Origin of the sequence: Streptomyces sp. NPDC001904 (assembly GCF_040297005.1) — a bacterium.
In the GTDB taxonomy this organism is placed as follows: domain Bacteria; phylum Actinomycetota; class Actinomycetes; order Streptomycetales; family Streptomycetaceae; genus Streptomyces.
This window is the reverse complement of record NZ_JBEOYI010000005.1, coordinates 229,502-248,398: the sequence shown is the minus strand read 5'-3', so window position 1 is coordinate 248,398 and position 18,897 is coordinate 229,502. Positions and strand designations below refer to the sequence as shown.

Here is an 18,897-nt window from a genome sequence, read left to right as displayed (position 1 = left end):
GCCGGGGTGACGCCCGGGGCCCCGCCCCGGTCCAGTGTCGGGGCCAGCCGTGAGGGGAGCACCGCCATGGACGGAACCAGGACCCGCAGCACACAGCAGGACACCCGGGAGACACACGCATCGGCCTCGCCCGCCGAGCGGGCGGACCGGGGCAGGAGCGCCCGCTCCCGGGTTCCGCGCTCGGTCCACGGCGAGTTCGCGCCGCCGGCCGACCGCCCGGACCCCGTCGACGTCCTGGAGCGGCAGTCGGCCACCCGGCTCGCCGAGCTGGTGCCGCTGCGCTACGGACGCATGACGCAGTCCCCGTTCCGCTTCTACCGCGGCGCCGCCGCCCTCATGGCGACCGACCTCGCGGCCACTCCCGTCACCGGTCTGCGGGCCCAGCTCTGCGGTGACGCGCACCTGCTGAACTTCCGGCTGCTGGCCTCGCCGGAGCGGCGCCTGATGTTCGACATCAACGACTTCGACGAGACGCTGCCGGGCCCCTGGGAGTGGGACGTCAAGCGTCTCGCCGCCAGCCTGGTCATCGCCGGGCGCGGCAACGGCTTCGACACGGCGCAGCGCCGCCGTGTGGTGCGGACGGCCGTGGGCGCGTACCGCGGGGCGATGGCGGAGTTCGCCGCCATGCGCACGCTCGACGTCTGGTACGCGCGGATCGACGCCGACGAGCTGTACGCGCGGCTCTCCGCGCGTGTCGACCGGGCCGCCCGGCGCCGGATGTCCGCCGCGCTCGCCAAGGCCCGTACCCGTGACCACCTCCAGGCGCTGGACAAACTGGCCGGGGTGGTCGACGGCGAGCTGCGCATCGTCCCCGACCCGCCGCTGATCACCCCGCTCGACACGCTGCTGCCGGGCGTGGAGCGCAAGCACCTGGAGGACCAGCTGCGGGAACTGGTCGCGCGCTACGCCCGGTCGCTGCCCGCCGACCGGCGGGCGCTGCTCGCCCAGTACCGGGTCGTCGACATGGCGCGCAAGGTCGTCGGCGTGGGCAGCGTCGGCACCCGCTGCTGGGTGATCCTGCTGCTCGGCCGGGACGCCCGCGATCCGCTGCTGCTCCAGGCGAAGGAGGCGCAGTCCTCGGTCCTCGCCCCGTTCGCCGGGGCGTCGGACCTCGTGAACCAGGGCGAACGCGTCGTCGCGGGCCAGCGGCTCATGCAGGCCGCCGGTGACATGTTCCTCGGCTGGGAGCGGGCCGAAGGCATCGACGGGCGGCAACGCGACTTCTACATCCGCCAGTTGCGGGACTGGAAGGCGATTCCGCAGGCCGACCTGATGAGTCCGGACGTCATGCGCCTGTTCGGCCGCACCTGCGGCACCACGCTGGCCCGTGCCCACGCACGCTCGGGCGACCGCGTCGCGATCGCCGCCTACCTCGGCCGCTCCGACACCTTCGACCGGGCCGTCGCCCGGTTCGCGGAGGCGTACGCGGACCAGAACGAGCGCGACTTCGCGGCGCTCACGGCCGCGGTGAAGGCAGGACGGGTGCGGTCCGAGACAGAGGAACCGGACAGCCGGCACGAGCCGAGCGGGCCGGGCAGGTCCTAGGAGTCGGCCGGGTGGCCCGTCCACCGCCGCACCCACTCCTCCTGCGCCAGTACCCGGCCGATCGCCACACCGGCCACCACCACGGTGAAGAACACGATCAGCCAGGACAGCAGGGTGAACACCGAACCGAGCGGCCCGTACCGCTGCTCGCTCACCCGCAGCGCCCGCGGCAGCCACAGCCCGGACGCGGCGCAGAGGGCGACCGCCCCACCGCCGGCGAGCAGCGCGCCCGGCAGCAGGGGCAGCCACGGCACCCGGCCCGCCAGCAGCAGATGCTGCGTCCACCACCACATCAGGACCGATCCCACCGCCTGGAGCGCCACCCCGAGCACGGGCCCCGCGCCGAACGCCCGGTGCAGCGAACCCTGCAGCACCAGCACCGCGATCCACACCACCAGCCACAGCGCCCAGCGCCACGCCACGTACCGCACCCCGGAACGCGGGAGCTCCCAGGCGCGTTCGCACAACCGCTGCAGGGCCCGGGTGAACGAGGTCGCCGACAGCAGGGCCACGAGCAGGCCCGCGGCTCCCCAGTTGTAGAACGAGCTGTCCATGCCGCGGGTCAGCACGTCGGCGTCCGCCACCACGGGCCCGCTCGTGCCGATGAGCGTGTGCAGCGAGCGCCGCAGCTCGTGCCGCACGGGCGCCGGGCAGAGCGAGCCGACGGCGATCAGCATCGGCAGCGCGGCGAGGAACGCCTGCGCGGCGAGCCGTGTCGACATGTCGAGGACGGTGATCCGGACGAGCTGCCGCCCGACGCGGGCCGTGAGCGACCGGGCGGCTTCGGCGATCGCCATGACGGTGACCTCTCCTGGCAGGAGGCGCTGCTGCCGGACACCGTGGGCCGCGCCGCCCCGCACCGCGCCACCCGGTTCGGGCGACACGCCCTGACGGAGCGCGGGCCCGGCTCAGGGGCCTGTCAAGCCGCGTCGCGCGCGACCTTGCGCGCCCACAGCACCAGCGGAACCTGAAGCGGCACCCGGGCCCGCGCCGCGTTCCTGAGCGGGGCGGGCCGCTCGTTCCAGTCGGCGGCCATCTTGATGTTCGCGGGCACGACCGCGACGAAGAACGCGGCCGCGGCGGTGGCGGCGCGGGCCCGGGTCCGCGGAAGCGCTACACCAGCCGCCAGCGCCAGTTCCACGGCACCACTGGCACGGGTCCAGGCGCGCGGTGTGCCGGGCAGCGAGCGCGGCACCATCGCGTCGAACGGCTTCGGCAGCAGGAAGTGGGCGACCCCCGCCCCGGCGAGCAGGCCGGCGAGGAGCTGGTGGGAAGGTGCGCGGCGCAAAGGAGCCTCCAGGGACGGCAGCGACGGACCAGCGATCTTACTTACCGGTAAGTAAGAAAGTCGAGTTCCCCGCCGGGTTTTGGACGGAAGCGCTTCGTTTTCCGGACTGTTTCCCGGCCCGCCTGGTGGGTCCTTCGTTTTGCGGGCTGCGTGAGGAGGTGCCGGTGGAGAAGATGGGGGGAGGGGGAGCGTTTTCGCGGCTCAGGTCTTTTGATGCCGGTTGCGTGCCCAGGGGTGCGCCTGAGAGGTAGTCGTGATGGTGACGGACATGGAACTGGCGGCACTGGCCGTGCGTTTGACGGACGAGGCCGGCACCGAGCCGCTCGACGTGGGCAGGCTCCTCGCCGCGTTCGTCGAGAGTGTCCGCCGACTGGTCGGCACGCAGGGGGCAGGGGTGCAGTACGTGCCGCCCGGTGACGTGGAGGTGCGGACCGAGGGGACCAGCACGGGACTGCGCGCGCTCACGGCCGACGCCGCCGCCTGGGGAGAGGGCCCCGGCTACGAGGCACGTACGGCAGGCCGCCCGCTCATCGACCTCGACGTGACGGGCCGTCCGGCCCGCGTGCGCTGGCCCCGCTGGGTGCCGCGCGCCCAGGCCCTCGGGCTCGCCCGAGTCACGGCGCTGCCCCTGGCCGACGGCGACGCCACGGTCGGAGCGCTCGTCCTGCACGGCGGCCCGGGCTTCTCCCTGGGCGAGCCGGCGCTGACCCGGGCGCGCGCCTTTGCCGGGATGGGGGCCGACCTGCTGTCCCTGGTGCGCGCGGTGCAGCAGAACCGCGATCTGGTGGGGCAGTTGGAGCACGCGCTGACCAGCAGGATCGTCATCGAGCAGGCCAAGGGGGTGCTGTCGGTCCGACGCAACGTCACCGTCGACGAGGCGTTCACCCTCCTGCGGAACTACGCCCGTGCGCACCGGCGCAAGATCACGGAGATAGCCGCGGACATCACCGAGGGGCGCGCGGACCTCCACGCGCTGTGAGGCAAAATCCCTGCGTCGCTCCCGGCCGTCGCACTACCGTGTAGGACAGATGTCCATACGACGGTATGCGTGAGCGGACCGCGCTCGATTGGGGTCGAGCTGGTGAGCGGCAAGCCTGTGGGGCCGGTCGAGGCACGTACACAATCGGGGGACGTGGCGCGGGGTCTGATGCGTGCCGCCTTCGGGCGGGAGTTCAGCGCGCAGGACGTGCCCCGGGGCGGGGCGTACGTCATCCGGCACTTCGACGCCGGACGCTTCGCGTACCGGGAGATGGTCCTGCCCGCCCCGCTGGCCTTCACCAAGGAACCCCAGAGCGATCTGGTCGTCGTGCGCGTCGCGGGCGGCCGGGTCCAGCGCACCCTCGGGCGCGAACAGGGCACCTTCGCGGCGGGCGACAGCTTCCTCGGCCATGTGCCGGGGCGGCCCTGCTCCGGGGCCTCGGTGGACCTGTACGCGTCCGCCGTCACCCTGCCCGGAGAACTCCTCGCGCGGGCCGTGGCCGCCGTCGCCCCCCGCGGCGGCCGCCCGCTGCGGTTCACGCGGCACGCCCCGGCCGACCACCGGCTCGCCGCGCACTGGGACCGCGTCCGTGCCTACGCGCGCAGCGTGTGCGACCTCGGGGCCGACGACGTCCCGCTGATCATCGGCCCCCTGGCGGACCTGCTGGCGAACGCGGTCCTCCAGGTGTTCCCCAACACGGTGGTCGGCCACGAACCGCTCCTGGCCGACACCCGGGACGCCACCCGTTCGACGGCCGTCCGCGCCACCGCCTACATCGACGATCACGCGCACACCGACATCGGCCTCGCCGACATCGCCGAAGCCGCCCAGGTCACGCCCCGCGCCCTCCAGTACGCCTTCCGCCGACACCTGGGCACCACACCCATGGCCCACCTGCGCCGCGTGCGCCTCGCACACGTCCACGCCGCGCTCAGGGCCGCGGACCCGCTGGACGGCGCCACCGTCACCGGGATCGCCGCCCAGTGGGGCTTCCTCCACACGAGCCGCTTCTCGGCCGCCTACCGCGCCGAGTACGGCCGCTCGCCGCGGGACACGCTGCACGGCTGAGCACACGCCCTAGGGGACGGGCCGCAGATAGACGGCGTCGAGCGCGAGGTGTGCCCCTCCGTGTGCCGCCGCCGCGAACCCCAGTGCGGACAGGCGGACTTCGCAGCCGCCCGCCCGGGGCGCCATCACGCGCGTACGCAGCATGGCGCGCAGCCGGTCGAGGAACAGGTCGCCGATGTACGTGAAGTAGCCGCCCAGGACGATCAGCCGGGGGTTGAGGACGTCGGCCAGCAGCGCCAGGCCGAGGCCCAGGTCGTGCGCCACCCGGTCCAGCGCCTCCAGGGTGCGCGGGTCGCCCGCCTCGGCGCGGTGGCGCAGGTCCGCCAGGCGGTCCTCCAGGGCGACGTCGGGATCGTGCAGGGGATCGCTGCCGCGAGCCGCGAGCCGCAGGATGGCGTCCAGGCCGACCATGGTCTCCCAGCAGCCGTGCCGGCCGCAGACGCACGGATCGCGGGCCGGGTCGAGGGGCATGTGGCCGACCTCGCCGGCGAATCCGTCGGCACCGCGCAGCAGCCGCCCGTCGTTGACGATGCCGGCCCCGATGCCGCGCTCCCCGGTCAGGGAGAGCATGTCGCGGACGCCGGAGCCGCGGACCCGCGCGTACTCGGCCAGCGCGGCCAGCTTGGCGTCGTTGTCCAGGGCGATCGGCGGCAGCGTCCCCGTCCCGGCCCGCTGGAGGCGCGCCCGCAGCGCGTCGGCCACGGGGACGTCGCGCCAGCCGATGCCCGGGGCGAAGGTCACGGTGGCCGACGCGCTGTCGACGACACCCGGCACCGCGAGCGTGAGGCCCACCGGACGCCACCCCTCGCGCTCCAGGGAAGCAAGACAGTCCGCGACATGACGTGCCGTCAAGTCCAGTACGGCGTCCGGCCCTTCGTCCCTGACCGCCAGCGGCACCCGGTGCGCGTGGACCTGGCTGCCGTCGAGCGCCAGGGCGAGCACATGGACGTAGCTCGTGCTGATCTCCACGCCGACACCGCAGAGGCCGCCGCCGTCCAGATGCACCAGCGTGCCCGGGCGGCCCACGGCCCCCTCCCGCTGCGCGGGCCCCTCGCGGACCAGGTCCAGGCCGACGAGTTCGGCGACGAGACTGGTCACCGTCGGCTTCGGCAGTCCGGTGTCGGCGGCGATCTGCGCGCGGGAACGCGGGCCGTTGTCGCGCAGCAGCTCCAGCACCGCGCCGAGGTTCGTGCGCCGGATCGAGGCCCGGTCCCGGGTGCCGGAGGCATCCATGGGCGCGGCGTGCGATGCCGTCGCCGTACCGAGATCGGTCACTTCGTGCTCACCCGTGTTCCTTCCGCCGGCCGCGGCCGGTGCGAGAGCCGTCGCTCCCATGATGACAAGTCGCGTGCCCGGCTCTCCGGTTGAGGGGGCTGAGGGGATCTCGACGCGGTCCCCTGGATCGCTTGACAGCATCTGCATTAGTTCGGATTCTAGTCGAACTAAATCACGCCACGTGGTGCACGCTCGGCCAACCCCCCACGGTCAGAGGAGCAGTTGTGTCCGTTCGTCCCGGTCGTCCCAGAACCAAGGCCGTCTGTGCGCTGGCCGCCGCGAGCGCGATGCTGCTCGGCGTGCTCTCCGGCGGACCGGCGTCCGCCGCCGACCCCGGCTACACCGTCTCCGTCGGGGCCAAGGGCGGGTGGGGCAACCCGGACGACAGCCCCGCGTCCCCGTACATCGACAGGGACGGCTCGTTCCACTATCAGTCCGCCCACGCCCTGTACGGCGCCGACGACCCCCGTGAATGGACCTTCTACCGGGGCGCGGACTTCGACTCGGCGACCCGGGACGCCGTCCTGAGCGACGCCGTGAACCCGGCGAACCCGGACGACCGCAACGACGACACCACCTGGCGCTGCGACAACAGCCCCACCGGCCGTGAGGCCACGCCCGCCCCGGACACGTCGTCCTACGCGCGGAAGAACTACTGCGACCTGATGGGCGTCTGGGTCGATCCCGACACGGGCGACTGGTACGGCCTCGTCCACAACGAGTTCACGCCGAGCCCGTTCGACGACGGGCTGCACTACGACGCGATCGACTACGCCCTCTCGACCGACCGGGGGAGGACGTGGGACATCAAGAGCCACGTCCTCACCTCGCCGTACAGCACCCGCAGGGGCGACGACGCCGCCTTCCCGCACGAGACCTACTCCTACGGCGACGGCGACCCCCGGCTGTTCGTGGACACCGCGTCCGGCTACTTCTACGTCTACTACAACTCCCGTGTGATCCCGAAGGGCGGCGTCCCCGGCGGCTGGACCGACGGCAGCCTGGCGCACGTGGCCCGCGCCCCCATGTCGGCCAAGATGGCGCCGGGTTCGTGGCGCAAGTGGTACGACGGCTCCTGGTCGCAGCCCGGACTCGGCGGCCTGGAGAGCACCATGGAACCCGTCGACGCCGACCACCCCACCGGGTACGCGGCCGTCGAGCACGACTACGACCCGGACAACGCCGGGACCGTGGCCGAGCAGCAGGCGGCAGGTGAACTGACCGCCAAGTCCGACCTGTTGACGATGAACATCGCCTACGACGCCCATCTGGGCCTGTACATCGGCCAGCCCGAAGCCGTCGTCCAGGACTCCACCGAGCCGCAGCGCTTCTACGCCACCGACGACCTCGCCACCCAGAAGTGGCGGCTGCTCGGCGACACCGGCGACTACCGGACCGGCTCCTGGTACCGCTGGATGCTCGACTCCGTGAACAGAACCGGCTCCACCGTCGTCGGGAAGACCTTCCGCAGCTACTGCTCCTTCCAGTGCTCGAACGGCGCCGACGGCGAGTACTACGAGACGGTCATCGACACCGACAGCCCGGCCGCCCCCGTCACCTCGGGCACGGCCTACACCGTCGCGAGCGGCGACGGCCGCCGCCTCTCCCAGGTCTCCGGCAGCACCCGGACCACCTCCGGTACGGACACCGGGAGTTCGGCGCTGAGCCGCTGGGTCTTCACCAGCAACCACGACGGTTCGTACCGCGTCGCCAACGCGGCCACCGGCGGTCTGCTCGGCGTCGACGCCACCGGGGACGCCGGACGTGCCTGGGGCGCCCGGCCGACCGTGACCGCCGCGCCCGCCGGCGGTCCCACCGTCGGACAGCAGTGGTTCGTCATCCCCTCCACCCACCCCGACGGGACACCGGCCGGAACGTACCGGCTGGTCAACCGCTACAGCGGACTCGTCGTCGGGCTCTCCGGCGACCCGGACAGGACCGCCGAGACCACCCCGGTGCGGGCCTGGCAGGACACCACGGGCGGAGCTGTCGGCGACGCCCGCACCGCCGCCGAACAGACCCTCACCCTCACCGCCGCGCCGTCGGCACACCGCCACTGACCCCACCCCGCGGTACCCGCGCGCGTCCCCACCCGGACGCGCGCCTCCGAGACGGACGCGCGCCGGACACCCCGCGCGCGTCCAGCACCACCGTCGTCCCTGCCTCCACCGAAGGAACCCCGTGCGCAGACTCGTCACAAGACCCGGCCTCGTCGCGCTGGCCGCCACCGCGGTCGTCGCGGCGACCGCGACCGCCGCCGTCCCGGCCACCGCCGGTCCCGCCGCCGCGACCGCGAAGCGGCCCACGCAGCACCGCGTCCAGCTGATCACCGGAGACGTCGTCCAGGTGACGGACGGCAAGGTCACCGGCTTCACCCCGGCCGCCGGCCGCGCGAACATACCCGTACACATCGAGAGCGACGGCGAGCAGTCCCTCGTCGTCCCCCTCGAAGCCCAGCGGCTGATCTCCGACGGCACCCTCGACAAGCGCCTCTTCGACATCGAGCAGCTGGACACCGCCGCCGCCCGCAAGCTGTACAAGAACGGGCTCAAGGTCATCGTCGGCTACCGGGGCGGCGCCGCCGGCACCCGCGCCGACATCCAGGACACGGGCGCCACGGTCCACCGCGGCCTCAAGGCCCTCAACGCCCAGGCCCTCACCGCATCCGCCGACGACCTGCCCGCCCTGTGGAAGTCCCTCACGCGGTCGGACAACGATGTCACGCGGACCACCGCGGCCCAGGGCGTCGATCACGTCTGGCTGGACGCCCCCGTCAAGGCCCGGCTCGACGTCAGCGTCCCGCAGATCGGCGCCCCCGCGGCCTGGCAGGCGGGCTACGACGGCACGGGCGTGAAGGTCGCCGTCGTCGACACCGGCGTCTACGCGGACCACCCCGACCTGGCCGGCAAGGTCGTCGCCGCCAAGAACTTCTCCACCTCGGCCGACGACGTGGACCACCAGGGCCACGGCACGCACGTCGCGTCCACGATCGCCGGGTCCGGCGCGAAGTCGGGCGGCAAGTACAAGGGCGTCGCGCCCGGCGCGAGCATCGTCGCCGCGAAGGTCCTCGACGACACCGGCAGCGGCGCCGACTCGGACATCATCGCCGGTATCGACTGGTCCGTCGCGCAGGGCGCCGACATCGTCAACATGAGCCTGGGCGGCACCGACACCCCGGACACCGATCCGCTCGAAGCGACCGTCGACCACTACAGCGAGAGCGACGGCGTCCTCTTCGCCGTCGCCGCGGGCAACGAGGGCCCCGGCGCCGGCACCGTCGGCACCCCCGGCTCCGCGGACGGCGCGCTCACCGTCGGCGCCGTCGACAGCGACGACAAGACCGCCGACTTCTCCAGCCGGGGCCCACGCCTCGGGGACGGCGCGATCAAGCCGGACGTGACGGCGCCGGGCGTCGACATCACCGCCGCCTCCTCGCCGGGCAGCGCCATCGCCCAGGAGGTCGGGGAGAACCCCGAGGGGTACGTCACCATCTCCGGTACGTCCATGGCGACGCCCCATGTCGCCGGATCCGCCGCCCTGTTGAAGCAGCAGCACCCGGACTGGAAGGCCGCACAGCTCAAGGGCGTGCTCACCGCCTCCGCCAAGGACACCGGGTTCGGCGCGTTCGAGCAGGGCGCCGGCCGCATCCAGGTCGACCACGCGATCAGGACCGGCGTGTACGCGGAGCAGACCTCGCTGAACTTCGGCACGGCCGCCTGGCCGCACGACGACGACCAGCCGGTCAGCCGCACCCTGACCTACCGCAACACGGGCACCTCCGACGTCACCCTCGACCTCACCGCGAGCGGCACGTCGGCAAACGGCAGGACCGCCCCGGACGGCATGTTCACGGTCAGCCCGGCGAAGGTCACCGTGCCCGCCGGGAAGACGGCCGACGTCACCGTCGCCGCCGACACCGGGGTCGAGGCCGCCGACGGCCGGTACTCCGGCGCCGTCGTGGCGGCCGGCCCGGACCAGAGCGTGCGCACGGCCTTCGCGGTCGAGCGTGAAGTCGCCTCGTACGCCGTCGACCTGCGCCACATCGGGAGGGACGGCAAGGCCGCCGCGCACTTCCAGACCTACGTCAAGGCGCTGACGGGCGACGCCGCGGGCACCGAGTACGCCGTCGACGAGAACAGCGACTCCACGACCGTACGGCTGCCCGCCGGCGAGTACACCGTGCAGGGCGTGATCCTCGTCGACCGTGCCGACCCCACCAAGGGCACGGACTGGATCGCCCAGCCCAAGCTGATCGTCGACAAGGACCAGAAGGTCACCCTCGACGCGCGTACCGCCGAGCCGGTCGACATCACCGTGCCCGACGGCAAGGCGAAGGCGGAGCAGGCGTACATGTACTACGCCGTCAAGAAGGGCTACACGAACTTCCAGTCGGGCTGGCAGCTGGACTCCTACAAGAACCTGCGCGCCGCCCATCTCGGCCCCGAGATCACCGACGGGTCCCTCCAGCAGCTCTGGGACGCCGACTTCGCCGTCGGCGACGCGAAGCAGTACTCGCTCGTGTACGGCGGGCCGGTGCAGCGCCTCGCCACCGGATACACCCGCCACGAGAAGCGGCGCGATCTCGCCGCCGTGACGGCGTCGCTCGGCGTGGCCAAGCCCGGCAAGGACGTGTGGCTGAGCCCGATCGGCGAGGTCCAGGGGTCCCTGCTCGGCTTCGCCTCGGGCCGGATCACCCCCGGGCCGACGAGCAGGAAGCTCTATCTGTCGACCGCCGACAAGGCCACGTGGAGTCTCGGCACGGAGCAGGTCGGCGCGCCGCTGCCCAACGGCTGGCAGCCGACGGAATCCCGCCACACCGTCTCCTTCGAGACCTACCGCGCGGGTCGCACCTACCGGGAGGTCTTCAACACGGGCGTGTTCGGCCCGCTGATGGACGACAGCGACGGCATCGTGCGCAGCGGCAACACCCTGTACGCGTTCCTGCGCATGTTCGACGACGGCCAGGGCCACGACGGCTCCACGACGGTGGAATCGGCGCACACCAAGCTCACCCGTGACGGCGAGACGCTCTTCGACAGGGACGAGGACGTGGAGTACGCGTCGTTCGCCGTGCCCGCCGGGGACGGCGCGTACACGCTGAGCACCACGTCGACCCGGAGCGAGGACATCGCTCTGGTCGGCACCCGGATCGACGCGAGCTGGACCTTCCGCTCCAAGGACGGGGACAAGACGGTCCCCGCCTCGACGGTCCGCTTCCACCCTGAACTGGACCTGGAGTCCACGGTCAGGGCGGGCCGGAACGTGAAGGTGCCGGTCGAGGTGCAGGGCGCCGCCGCCGGGGACAACCTCAAGTCCCTGACGGTGCAGGCCTCGTACGACGACGGCGCCACCTGGCAGAAGCTGTCCGTGAAGCACGGCAGGGCGTCCCTGAAGGCCCCCGCCAGGGGCAAGGGCGTCGCGCTGCGCGCCGAGGTCGTCGACCGGCAGGGCAACACGTCCACCGTCGCCGTCCACAACGCGTTCCGCGGACGCTGACCGTCAGTCGTTCGGGCCGGGGCCGCGGTCCCGGCCCGAAATGACGGGGGAGAGACTGCGCAGGGCGAGGCCCGCGGCGATGAGGGTGAAGCATCCGACGACGAGGCCCAGCAGGGCGAGCGGGCTGAGGCCGGTCATGGCGAGCGCGCCGGTGCCGGCGCCGCCGAGCGCTCCGGCGCTGATCGGGTTTCCGTACACAGGGGTCAACTCCACGGAGAAGAAGGGGGGATGGGGGAGGGGCAGCCGGTCAGGTGGCGACCCAATGGGCCTCGCGGCGCAGCGCGAGGTCGAACAGGGAGCGGACGAACACGGCCTGCCGGAAGAGGTCGTAGAGCAGTTCCGGGACGAGGGGCAGCGCCAGGAGCGTGGCCCGCGGGCCCAGGCGGCGCACGGTCAGGGTGCGTTCGACGACGAAGATGATCATGATCGCCGACCAGAACGGCGAGAAGCCGGCCCAGCCGACCAGCGTGAGGTTCAGGACCACGAACAGGAGGAACAGGGCGAGGGCCAGGGCACCGATGCCGAGCATGAACTGCTGGAAGAAGTACTTCCTGGTGACCGGCGTCCAGCCGTAGTCGCGCAGGTTCTCCAGGGCGCCGCGCTGCCAGCGCAGCCGCTGGTGCCACAGTTTGCCGAGCGACGGCATCACCTCCGTGACCAGCCAGCAGCCGTCGGGGGAGACCGTGCGGTGGCCGAGCGTCTTGACCGCCTTCGTGATCTCGTCGTCCTCGGTGAGCGAGGCCAGCGAGTAGTAGCCCTCCCCGCCGCCGATGACGCCGTCGAGACGGGCCTCGCGCACCTGGCGCAGCACGGACGCGCGGAACAGGCTGCCGGTGCCGGTCAGCACCACGGCCTCGTTGTCCTTGCGGCGGATCTCCAGGGCGTAGCGCTGGTACTCCATGCGCTGCAACTGGCCGAGGAGACCGCCGCCCGGCTCCCCGTAGAAGACACCGCCGACGGCGCCGACCGTCTCGTCCGCCATGGCCTCCACCGCGCACTCCACGAACCGGGGGTTCAGGACGGTGTCCGCGTCCTGGACCAGCACCAGCGCCTCGTCGTCGAGATCCGTCAGCAGGGGGACGAGGGCCTGGTTGAGGGCACCGGCCTTCTTGTCCTCGTTGGCGGTGGGGACGAAGACCTCGGCGCCGCAGTGTTCGGCGATCCGCGCGGTGTGGTCCGTACAGTTGTCGGCGACCACGACGATCCGGTCCGGGCGCACCGTCTGCCGGTACAGACCGGCGAGGGTGGCGACGATGCGGTCCTGTTCGTTGTGCGCGGGGATGAGTGCGACGAGGGTCATTGACGAGCTGTCCCTTGCTCTGCCGGGGTCCGTCACCGGCGGATCGCCCGGCGACGTCCACGACGATGGACGCGCGGGGGAGCGGCCCGGGAGCACGCGGGTTGCAGCACGGTTGCAGCGGACTCCGAAGAGCGGAGGGGGACGTTCGGCCCGGGACCTACGCCGGGTGCGGGCCGGGCACGACGTACCGGTACCCGACTCCCCGCACGGTCTCGACGGGGGCCTCGGCGCCCGTGGCGCGGGTGACGGCGCGGCGCAGCCGCAGCACGGCGTACTTCACCCGGGACGGATCGCCGTCGGGGCGGGACCGCCAGGCGTGGCGCAGCAGCTGCTCGGCGGAGAGCACCTGCCCGGGGTTGCGGGCCAGGACGTGCAGCAGGTCGAACTCCAGCGACGTCAGCGGCACGAACCGGCCCTGCACGGTCGCCTCACGGGCCCCGAGGTCCAGCCGGAGCCAGCCGTCCTCGATGAGCTGCGCGGACGGCGTCACCGGGGTCGCCCTGCGCAGCCGCGCCATGATCAGCGCCTTGGCCAGCCCGTCGGGCATCCCGTACCAGAACAGGTCGTCGGCGCCGCTCTCCAGCGCATGCTCCGCCTCGGCCCGCCGGAACGCCCGGTCGACCGCCACGACGCGCAGCTCCTCGGACATCTCGCGGACCCGCCGAAGCACCTCGAAGGGCCCCGGGTCGCGCAGCCGCAGCCCGAGGATCAGCAGATCGGGGCGGTAGCGGTACACGTCCCGCACCACCTCGTGGCCCGAGGTCTGCAGCCGGTACGAGAAGCGGGGGTCCTCCAGCTCGGCCAGCCAGCCCAGGGGCACGTCGACCGGCGCCGCCACCAGGATCAGCGGCAGCGCCCGGCCCGGCACACCCCACGAGGAAGCCTCCATGCCCCCATGCTCCGGCGGGCCCGGCGCCCTGTCGCGCGGAGCGGGGCGACGCGCTGTCGGCCCGGCCGCCGCCACGAGAGGCTCCGCACCGCTCTCCCGGACGCGGCCGGACCGTGGACACTGCGGTCGAGCCGGACGGCTAGGCGGAACGCCACTCCGGCACCGGCGGCGCCTCGTGACGCACCCCGGCCGCCAGCGCCTCCCCGATCACCTCCGAGTCGGCGAGCCGATCGGCCCGCACCACGACGTCCGCTCCGGCCGGCGTCACCAGGGACTTGCTGAAGACGATGACCGCCCAGGCGTCGTCGGCGCCCATCTCACGCACTTCCCATTCGCTCGTCAGCGCCGCGAGCACCCCGCGCCCCCGCCAGCGGTAGACGGAGCCGGGGCGTTTCGTGAGACGGGTGTCGACGCCGAGGATGTGCCGCTGCCGCCCGCTCCGGGTGCGATAGGCGACGTCGTCGGTCATCCGCGGCGGGCCCGTGCCGTCGCGCGTCAGCGGGGCGTAGGTGAAGGTCGCTCCGGTGCGCCGGTCGCCCTGCCACAGCGGGAACGACGAGCAGACGATGTGCCAGGTGCCCGCCAGCCGGTCCGGGGTGATGTCGAGTCGGTCCATGGGGCGGACCCTACGGCGTGTGCCGAAGGGCCCGCCCTCACGTTCCGTGTTCACCCGAGTGGCAGGAGCGACGGACCGGTCCTAGCCTGGCCGTTGTGGCAGCGCCCGGCACGAAGCTGCCACCGGCGCGCGCGGGGGTGCGCCCGCTCCCATGCCGGGCCACGAGGTGAGAACGATGGACGCCCTGCACCTGCCCGTGATCGTCATCCTGATCGGCGCGGTGTTCTTCCTGTTGCGCAAAGGCGGCGGAAAGCTCTCCCACATCGCGGTGGGCGCGGCATTCGGCTTCTACCTGGCGGGCACGTCGGCGGCGTCCGCCGTGTCCTCGACGCTCGACTCCGCGGTCACCGCCATCAGCTCGCTGATGTGACCGGCCGGGGGCGGCGTACCGGGTCAGCGCAGTCCGGCGAAGAGGTCGTTCTCGGGAAGGGCCGCGCCGGTGGTGTCCTGGACCCGGACGAAGGTCTCCACGCCCATGAACTCGCCGAACCGCTCCTTGCCCATCTTCAGGAAGAAGATGTTCTCGCCCTGACTGGCGTGCGCGGCCAGCGAGTCGAACTTCTGTCCGCTGAACGCGGTGGTGTCCACCCAGGTCGTGATCTCGTCGTCGGGGAGGCCGATCTCGGCCATCGCGGCGGCCTCGGCGGGATCCGGCTCCGGCATCTCCGGGTGGAACTCGCGCATGATCTCCCCGAACCGCTGCATCCCCGACCGGGGCATCGTGGTCCAGTACACCTTCGGGGTCAGGTCGGTCATGGGCAGCGCCGCCATCGTGATGCGGTGGGCCTGAATGTGGTCGGGGTGGCCGTAGAAGCCGTTCTCGTCATAGGTGACGACCACATCGGGCCGGTAGTGCCGCATCAGCTCCGCGAGCCGGGCGGCGCCCGTCTCCACGGGGGTCTGCCAGAAGGCTCCGGGGGCGTCGTTGCTCGGCCAGCCCATCATTCCGGAGTCGCCGTAGTCGAGCGTCTCCAGGTCGCTGATCTTCAGGACCTCGCAGCTCGCGTCGAGTTCCTGACGGCGCATCCGGGCGACGGCCGCCGGATCGTGGCCCGTGTCGCCCGGCTTGACCCCTCCCGGCCCGTCACCGCAGGCCCCGTCGGTACAGGTCACCAGAACCGTGCGGATGCCCTCGGCCGCGTACCGCGCGAGGACTCCGCCGGTGCTGGTGGCCTCGTCGTCGGGGTGGGCGTGCACAGCCATGAGCGTCAACGGCCGGTCAGTCATGTGAGAGTCCTTCTGCAGAAGCCACGTAATGGGTCACGAGACGCGTCGCGTGTCGCGTCACGCATCCATCCAAGTGTGCGGCAGGAGGATCGCCGGACCGGCCGTGGGCGTTTCCCGGCGGCTCATGGACACCGTGCCTCCCGCAGGCCCCGGAGCGGCGCCGGCGGCACCGCCCCGGGCCCGGGGCGTCGTGGGGCCGGTCGACGGCCCCCGTTCCTACCGGCCGTCCGCCAGCACCACGCACGCGCCGAGGTGCCAGGTCTGGCCCTCCTTCGCCGACAGTTCCAGATCCACCTCGCGCCCGGCGGACCCGCCGTCCAGCGGCACCCGGAGCCAGGCGAACGCACGGCCGTCGAGCTGCTCGCTGCGGGCCTTCTCGACGCCGTCGACCCGGACGACCAGCGTCCTGTTGAGGGTGTTGGGATCACCGGTCAGCAGGTGTGCGGTGCACGGACCGGCGGGCAGCGTCAGACGGAGCACGGCCGGGGCGCTGTCGCGGACGTAGTCGCGGCGGACCACGTCGAACAGACCGGTGTCGGTGGCGTCCGGGGTGTTCCCGACCCAGCCGAAGGCCGCGCCCGCGCGCCACACGCTCGCGGGGGAGAGGCGGTCGTAGTCCGTCACCACCGGCGACCCGTCGGTCCCCGCGTCGAGCGCGTGCACACAGCGGGCGGCGGGCGGCACGACCACCGCCTGCGCCCGGCTGCGCAGCGAGGAGTCCAGGACCCGCACCGCACCCGATCGCGGCCGCGCGTGCAGCGTGGCCAGCGCGGGGGCCGGCGGAGGCACGACGGGCAGCGCGACCGTGATGTCCCTCCCGGAGTCCACGTACCCGGTCGCCTCCTCGGCCCGCCAGCCCTCGGGCACGTCGAGCCCGGTCACCGTGCGCAGCCCGGAGCCGGTCGCGTTGACGATCTGCACGGGCAGCTCGTTGCGCTCGCCGCCCAGCAGCACCGTGTCCGCCGGGGCGACGACCGCCTGGAGCCAGCTGCGCCGCTCGTCGCGGATCCGGCTCAGCTCGAACCAGTAGGCGACCAGCGTGTCCCGCCACTCGGCGGCCCGGTCGCTCTGCTCCCCGAACAGCCGGGACACCTCGGTGAGCCGCCGGTGGTCGACCCGGCGGCGCAGCGCGTCCCAGTCGGCCCGCATGTCCGCCACCCGGGCCGCGCCGTCGAAGTGCGTGTCGTAGATGCGCTGGATGACGGTGTCCCCGGCGGCCAGGCGGTGGGTGTACGGGACGTGGTGCAGGAACAGCAGCAGTTCCTCCGGGCAGCGCTCCAGGGACTCGTACGCGTCGCGGATCGCGGGCGCGTACAGCGCGGGGTACCCGTCGCCGGTCGCCACGGTGCGGTCGTAGCCGATGCCCGTGCGGTCCGACCTGTGGAACTGGGTGGTCGTGGTCGGGCTGGGGTCGAAGTGCCCGGTCACCGAGCCGTCCGGCGGGTGCGTGAGGTACCCCGTGCCCAGCGGTGACGTGTAGTCCTCGTACGTGCGCCAGGAACCGAGGAGCAGCGCGGAGACGGTTCCGACCACGTCCGGGTCGTTGCCGAACGTCATCCGGGTCCACTCGTCGGCCAGTTGCGCGGCCGACAGGTCCGGGTTCCACGCGAGGCGTCCGTAGCCGTGGGTGTTGGCGGCGGCGAGGTGGGAGCCCGTCCAGTTGCGGGCGTCGCCGACGTTCATCACCCCGGCGAACCCGTGGTGCGTGTACGGGTGCACCTTGCCGGTCACGACCCCGGCCACGGTGCTGCCCTCGCCCGCCTTCAGGGTGTCGAAGTCCAGGACCTCCTTCCACTGCGGGACGAGGTAGCACAGGTGGGTGGCGTGTCCGGTGTACTCCTGCGTCACCTGGAGCTCGATCATCGAGTTGGTGTGCGGCAGCGAGCCGAACAGCGGGTGCGCGGGCTCGCGGACCTGGAAGTCGATCGGCCCGTTCTTGATCTGCACGACGGCGTTGTCGGCGAACTTCCCGTCGAGGGGCGTGAAGTCGAGGTAGCCCTGGCGGTCCCACGCCGCGTCCGTGTCGTGCACGAAGGCCCGCCACATCACGACGCCGCCGTACGGCCGCACCGCGTCCGCCAGCAGGTTGGCCCCGTCGGCGTGGGTGCGCTTGTAGTCCAGCGGGCCGGGCCGCCCTTCCGAGTTGGCCTTGACCAGGAAGCCGCCGAAGTCCTCGATCCTGTCGTAGATCTCCGCGGCCTTCTTCGCCCACCAGTCGCGCACGCCCGCGTCGAACGGGTCGGCGGTCTTCAGGCCGCCCAGGTCGATGGGCGCCGCGAAGTTCGCCGTGACGTACAGCGTCACGCCCCACCGGCGGAGCACTCCGGCGAGCGCGGCCAGCTTGGTCAGGAAGGGCTCGGCGAGGTAGTCCGAGGGCGTGTTGACGTTGTTGATCACGGCGGCGTTGATGCCGAGCGAGCCGAGCACGCGCGCGTAGTCCGTGTACCGCTCGTCGAGCCGGGGCAGCTCCTCCCAGTCGAAGAACGACCGGCCCGCGTAGCCGCGCTCGATCGACCCGTCGATGTTGTCCCAGTGGTCGGCCACCCGCAGCGGCGCGGCGGGGTGCTCCGTGATGTCGACGCGGTCCAGCCGCTGCCCGGTCTGGACGAGGCGCAGCAGATGGAAGGCGCCGTAGAGCACCCCGCGGTCGGCGGGGGCCGCCACGACGATGCGGGTGCTGCCGTCCCGGATGACCCGGCGCACGACGTACCCCTCGTCGCCGAGACCGGCCAGGTCGGCGTCCGGCACCAGCGCGCGGACCAGTGCGGAGCTCGCGGGGGTGCCCACCACGAGGGCCGGGCCCGACGGGGCGGTGCCGCGCGCCGTCACCCGGCGGCCGAGCAGCCCGGACAGACCGCGGGTCAACTCCTCGACGGCCGAGCGCTGGAGAGGACCGCCGCCCTGCCAGACCAGGTCCTCGAGCACATCGCGGTAGTGGGTGAGTCGAGAGGCGTCGGCCACCTGGGGATAGCGCAGCCACAGGTCGTACCCGTCCTCGGCGGGCAGTGCGGCAGCCGCCGTGCGCGGTCGTGCCGACGCGGGCGCGGACAGGCCGAGCGAACCGGCCGCGCCGCCCAGCGCGGCCGCGGACAGGACGCTGCGGCGCCGTATTCCTGAACTCATGACGTTCACTTCCATCGTTGGAGAAGGCGTGCGTTCGCGGGGCGTGCGCAGGCGCCGGACCGGGGTCCGGCGCCTGCGTGTCCCCGCGGGG

15 protein-coding genes are annotated in these 18,897 nt (G+C 72.8%); 6 read left to right on the top strand and 9 right to left on the bottom strand.

All coding sequences use genetic code 11. From position 1 onward, the window contains the following. The first annotated feature begins 66 nt into the window (after positions 1–66). Positions 67–1,545 (top strand): DUF2252 domain-containing protein, encoded by a 1,479-nt coding sequence (locus ABT127_RS10445; protein ID WP_351446720.1) that lies wholly within the window; start codon positions 67–69, stop codon positions 1,543–1,545. On the opposite strand, the gene ABT127_RS10440 is transcribed toward ABT127_RS10445, so the two are convergent. Both ABT127_RS10440 and ABT127_RS10435 read right to left on the bottom strand, forming a co-directional pair. Beyond that, positions 1,542–2,429 (bottom strand): YhjD/YihY/BrkB family envelope integrity protein, encoded by an 888-nt coding sequence (locus ABT127_RS10440; RefSeq protein WP_351446717.1) that lies wholly within the window; start codon positions 2,427–2,429, stop codon positions 1,542–1,544. The genes ABT127_RS10445 and ABT127_RS10440 overlap by 4 nt on opposite strands. 35 nt (positions 2,430–2,464) lie before the next feature. Continuing rightward, on the bottom strand, positions 2,465–2,833 hold the full coding sequence (locus ABT127_RS10435; RefSeq protein ID WP_351446715.1) for a DoxX-related protein: 369 nt from the start codon (positions 2,831–2,833) through the stop codon (positions 2,465–2,467). A 256-nt stretch (positions 2,834–3,089) separates the two neighbouring features. Between ABT127_RS10435 and ABT127_RS10430 the strand changes: the two genes are divergently transcribed. Continuing rightward, positions 3,090–3,812 (top strand): GAF and ANTAR domain-containing protein, encoded by a 723-nt coding sequence (locus tag ABT127_RS10430; protein WP_351446712.1) that lies wholly within the window; start codon positions 3,090–3,092, stop codon positions 3,810–3,812. Positions 3,813–3,965: 153 nt separating this feature from the next. After that, positions 3,966–4,880, top strand: coding sequence for a helix-turn-helix transcriptional regulator (locus ABT127_RS10425; protein WP_351446709.1), 915 nt, complete (start codon positions 3,966–3,968; stop codon positions 4,878–4,880). A gap of 9 nt (positions 4,881–4,889) precedes the next feature. On the opposite strand, the gene ABT127_RS10420 is transcribed toward ABT127_RS10425, so the two are convergent. Continuing rightward, a complete protein-coding gene (locus ABT127_RS10420; RefSeq protein ID WP_351446707.1) occupies positions 4,890–6,155 on the bottom strand; it encodes an ROK family protein in 1,266 nt (421 codons plus the stop codon). Positions 6,156–6,379: 224 nt separating this feature from the next. Between ABT127_RS10420 and ABT127_RS10415 the strand changes: the two genes are divergently transcribed. Together ABT127_RS10415 and ABT127_RS10410 are read left to right on the top strand one after the other, a co-directional pair. Continuing rightward, on the top strand, positions 6,380–8,215 hold the full coding sequence (locus tag ABT127_RS10415; RefSeq protein ID WP_351446704.1) for an RICIN domain-containing protein: 1,836 nt from the start codon (positions 6,380–6,382) through the stop codon (positions 8,213–8,215). Between the two features lie 121 nt (positions 8,216–8,336). Continuing rightward, complete coding sequence (locus ABT127_RS10410) at positions 8,337–11,651, top strand: S8 family peptidase (protein ID WP_351446702.1); 3,315 nt, start codon at positions 8,337–8,339, stop codon at positions 11,649–11,651. Between the two features lie 3 nt (positions 11,652–11,654). On the opposite strand, the gene ABT127_RS10405 is transcribed toward ABT127_RS10410, so the two are convergent. The 4 genes from ABT127_RS10405 to ABT127_RS10390 all read right to left on the bottom strand — a co-directional run bounded on the left by ABT127_RS10405 (position 11,655) and on the right by ABT127_RS10390 (position 14,456). Continuing rightward, a complete protein-coding gene (locus tag ABT127_RS10405) occupies positions 11,655–11,864 on the bottom strand; it encodes a hypothetical protein (protein WP_351446700.1) in 210 nt (69 codons plus the stop codon). 34 nt (positions 11,865–11,898) lie between these two features. After that, a complete protein-coding gene (locus ABT127_RS10400; protein ID WP_351446698.1) occupies positions 11,899–12,951 on the bottom strand; it encodes a glycosyltransferase family 2 protein in 1,053 nt (350 codons plus the stop codon). Positions 12,952–13,108: 157 nt separating this feature from the next. Then, positions 13,109–13,840 carry a winged helix-turn-helix transcriptional regulator gene (locus ABT127_RS10395; protein ID WP_351446695.1) on the bottom strand — a complete coding sequence of 244 codons (732 nt, stop codon included), beginning with the start codon at positions 13,838–13,840 and terminating at the stop codon, positions 13,109–13,111. Positions 13,841–13,979: 139 nt separating this feature from the next. Next, a complete protein-coding gene (locus tag ABT127_RS10390) occupies positions 13,980–14,456 on the bottom strand; it encodes a hypothetical protein (protein WP_351446692.1) in 477 nt (158 codons plus the stop codon). Positions 14,457–14,631: 175 nt separating this feature from the next. On the opposite strand from ABT127_RS10390, the gene ABT127_RS10385 reads away from it, so the two are divergent. Further along, positions 14,632–14,826, top strand: a complete 195-nt coding sequence (locus tag ABT127_RS10385; protein WP_111661371.1) for a DUF2304 domain-containing protein — start codon at positions 14,632–14,634, stop codon at positions 14,824–14,826. Positions 14,827–14,849: 23 nt separating this feature from the next. On the opposite strand, the gene ABT127_RS10380 is transcribed toward ABT127_RS10385, so the two are convergent. Together ABT127_RS10380 and ABT127_RS10375 are read right to left on the bottom strand one after the other, a co-directional pair. Next, complete coding sequence (locus ABT127_RS10380) at positions 14,850–15,683, bottom strand: PIG-L family deacetylase (RefSeq protein ID WP_351446690.1); 834 nt, start codon at positions 15,681–15,683, stop codon at positions 14,850–14,852. A 216-nt stretch (positions 15,684–15,899) separates the two neighbouring features. Further along, positions 15,900–18,806: an alpha-glucuronidase family glycosyl hydrolase gene (locus ABT127_RS10375; protein WP_351446687.1), complete on the bottom strand. Its 2,907-nt coding sequence runs from the start codon at positions 18,804–18,806 to the stop codon at positions 15,900–15,902. Positions 18,807–18,897: the final 91 nt, after the last annotated feature.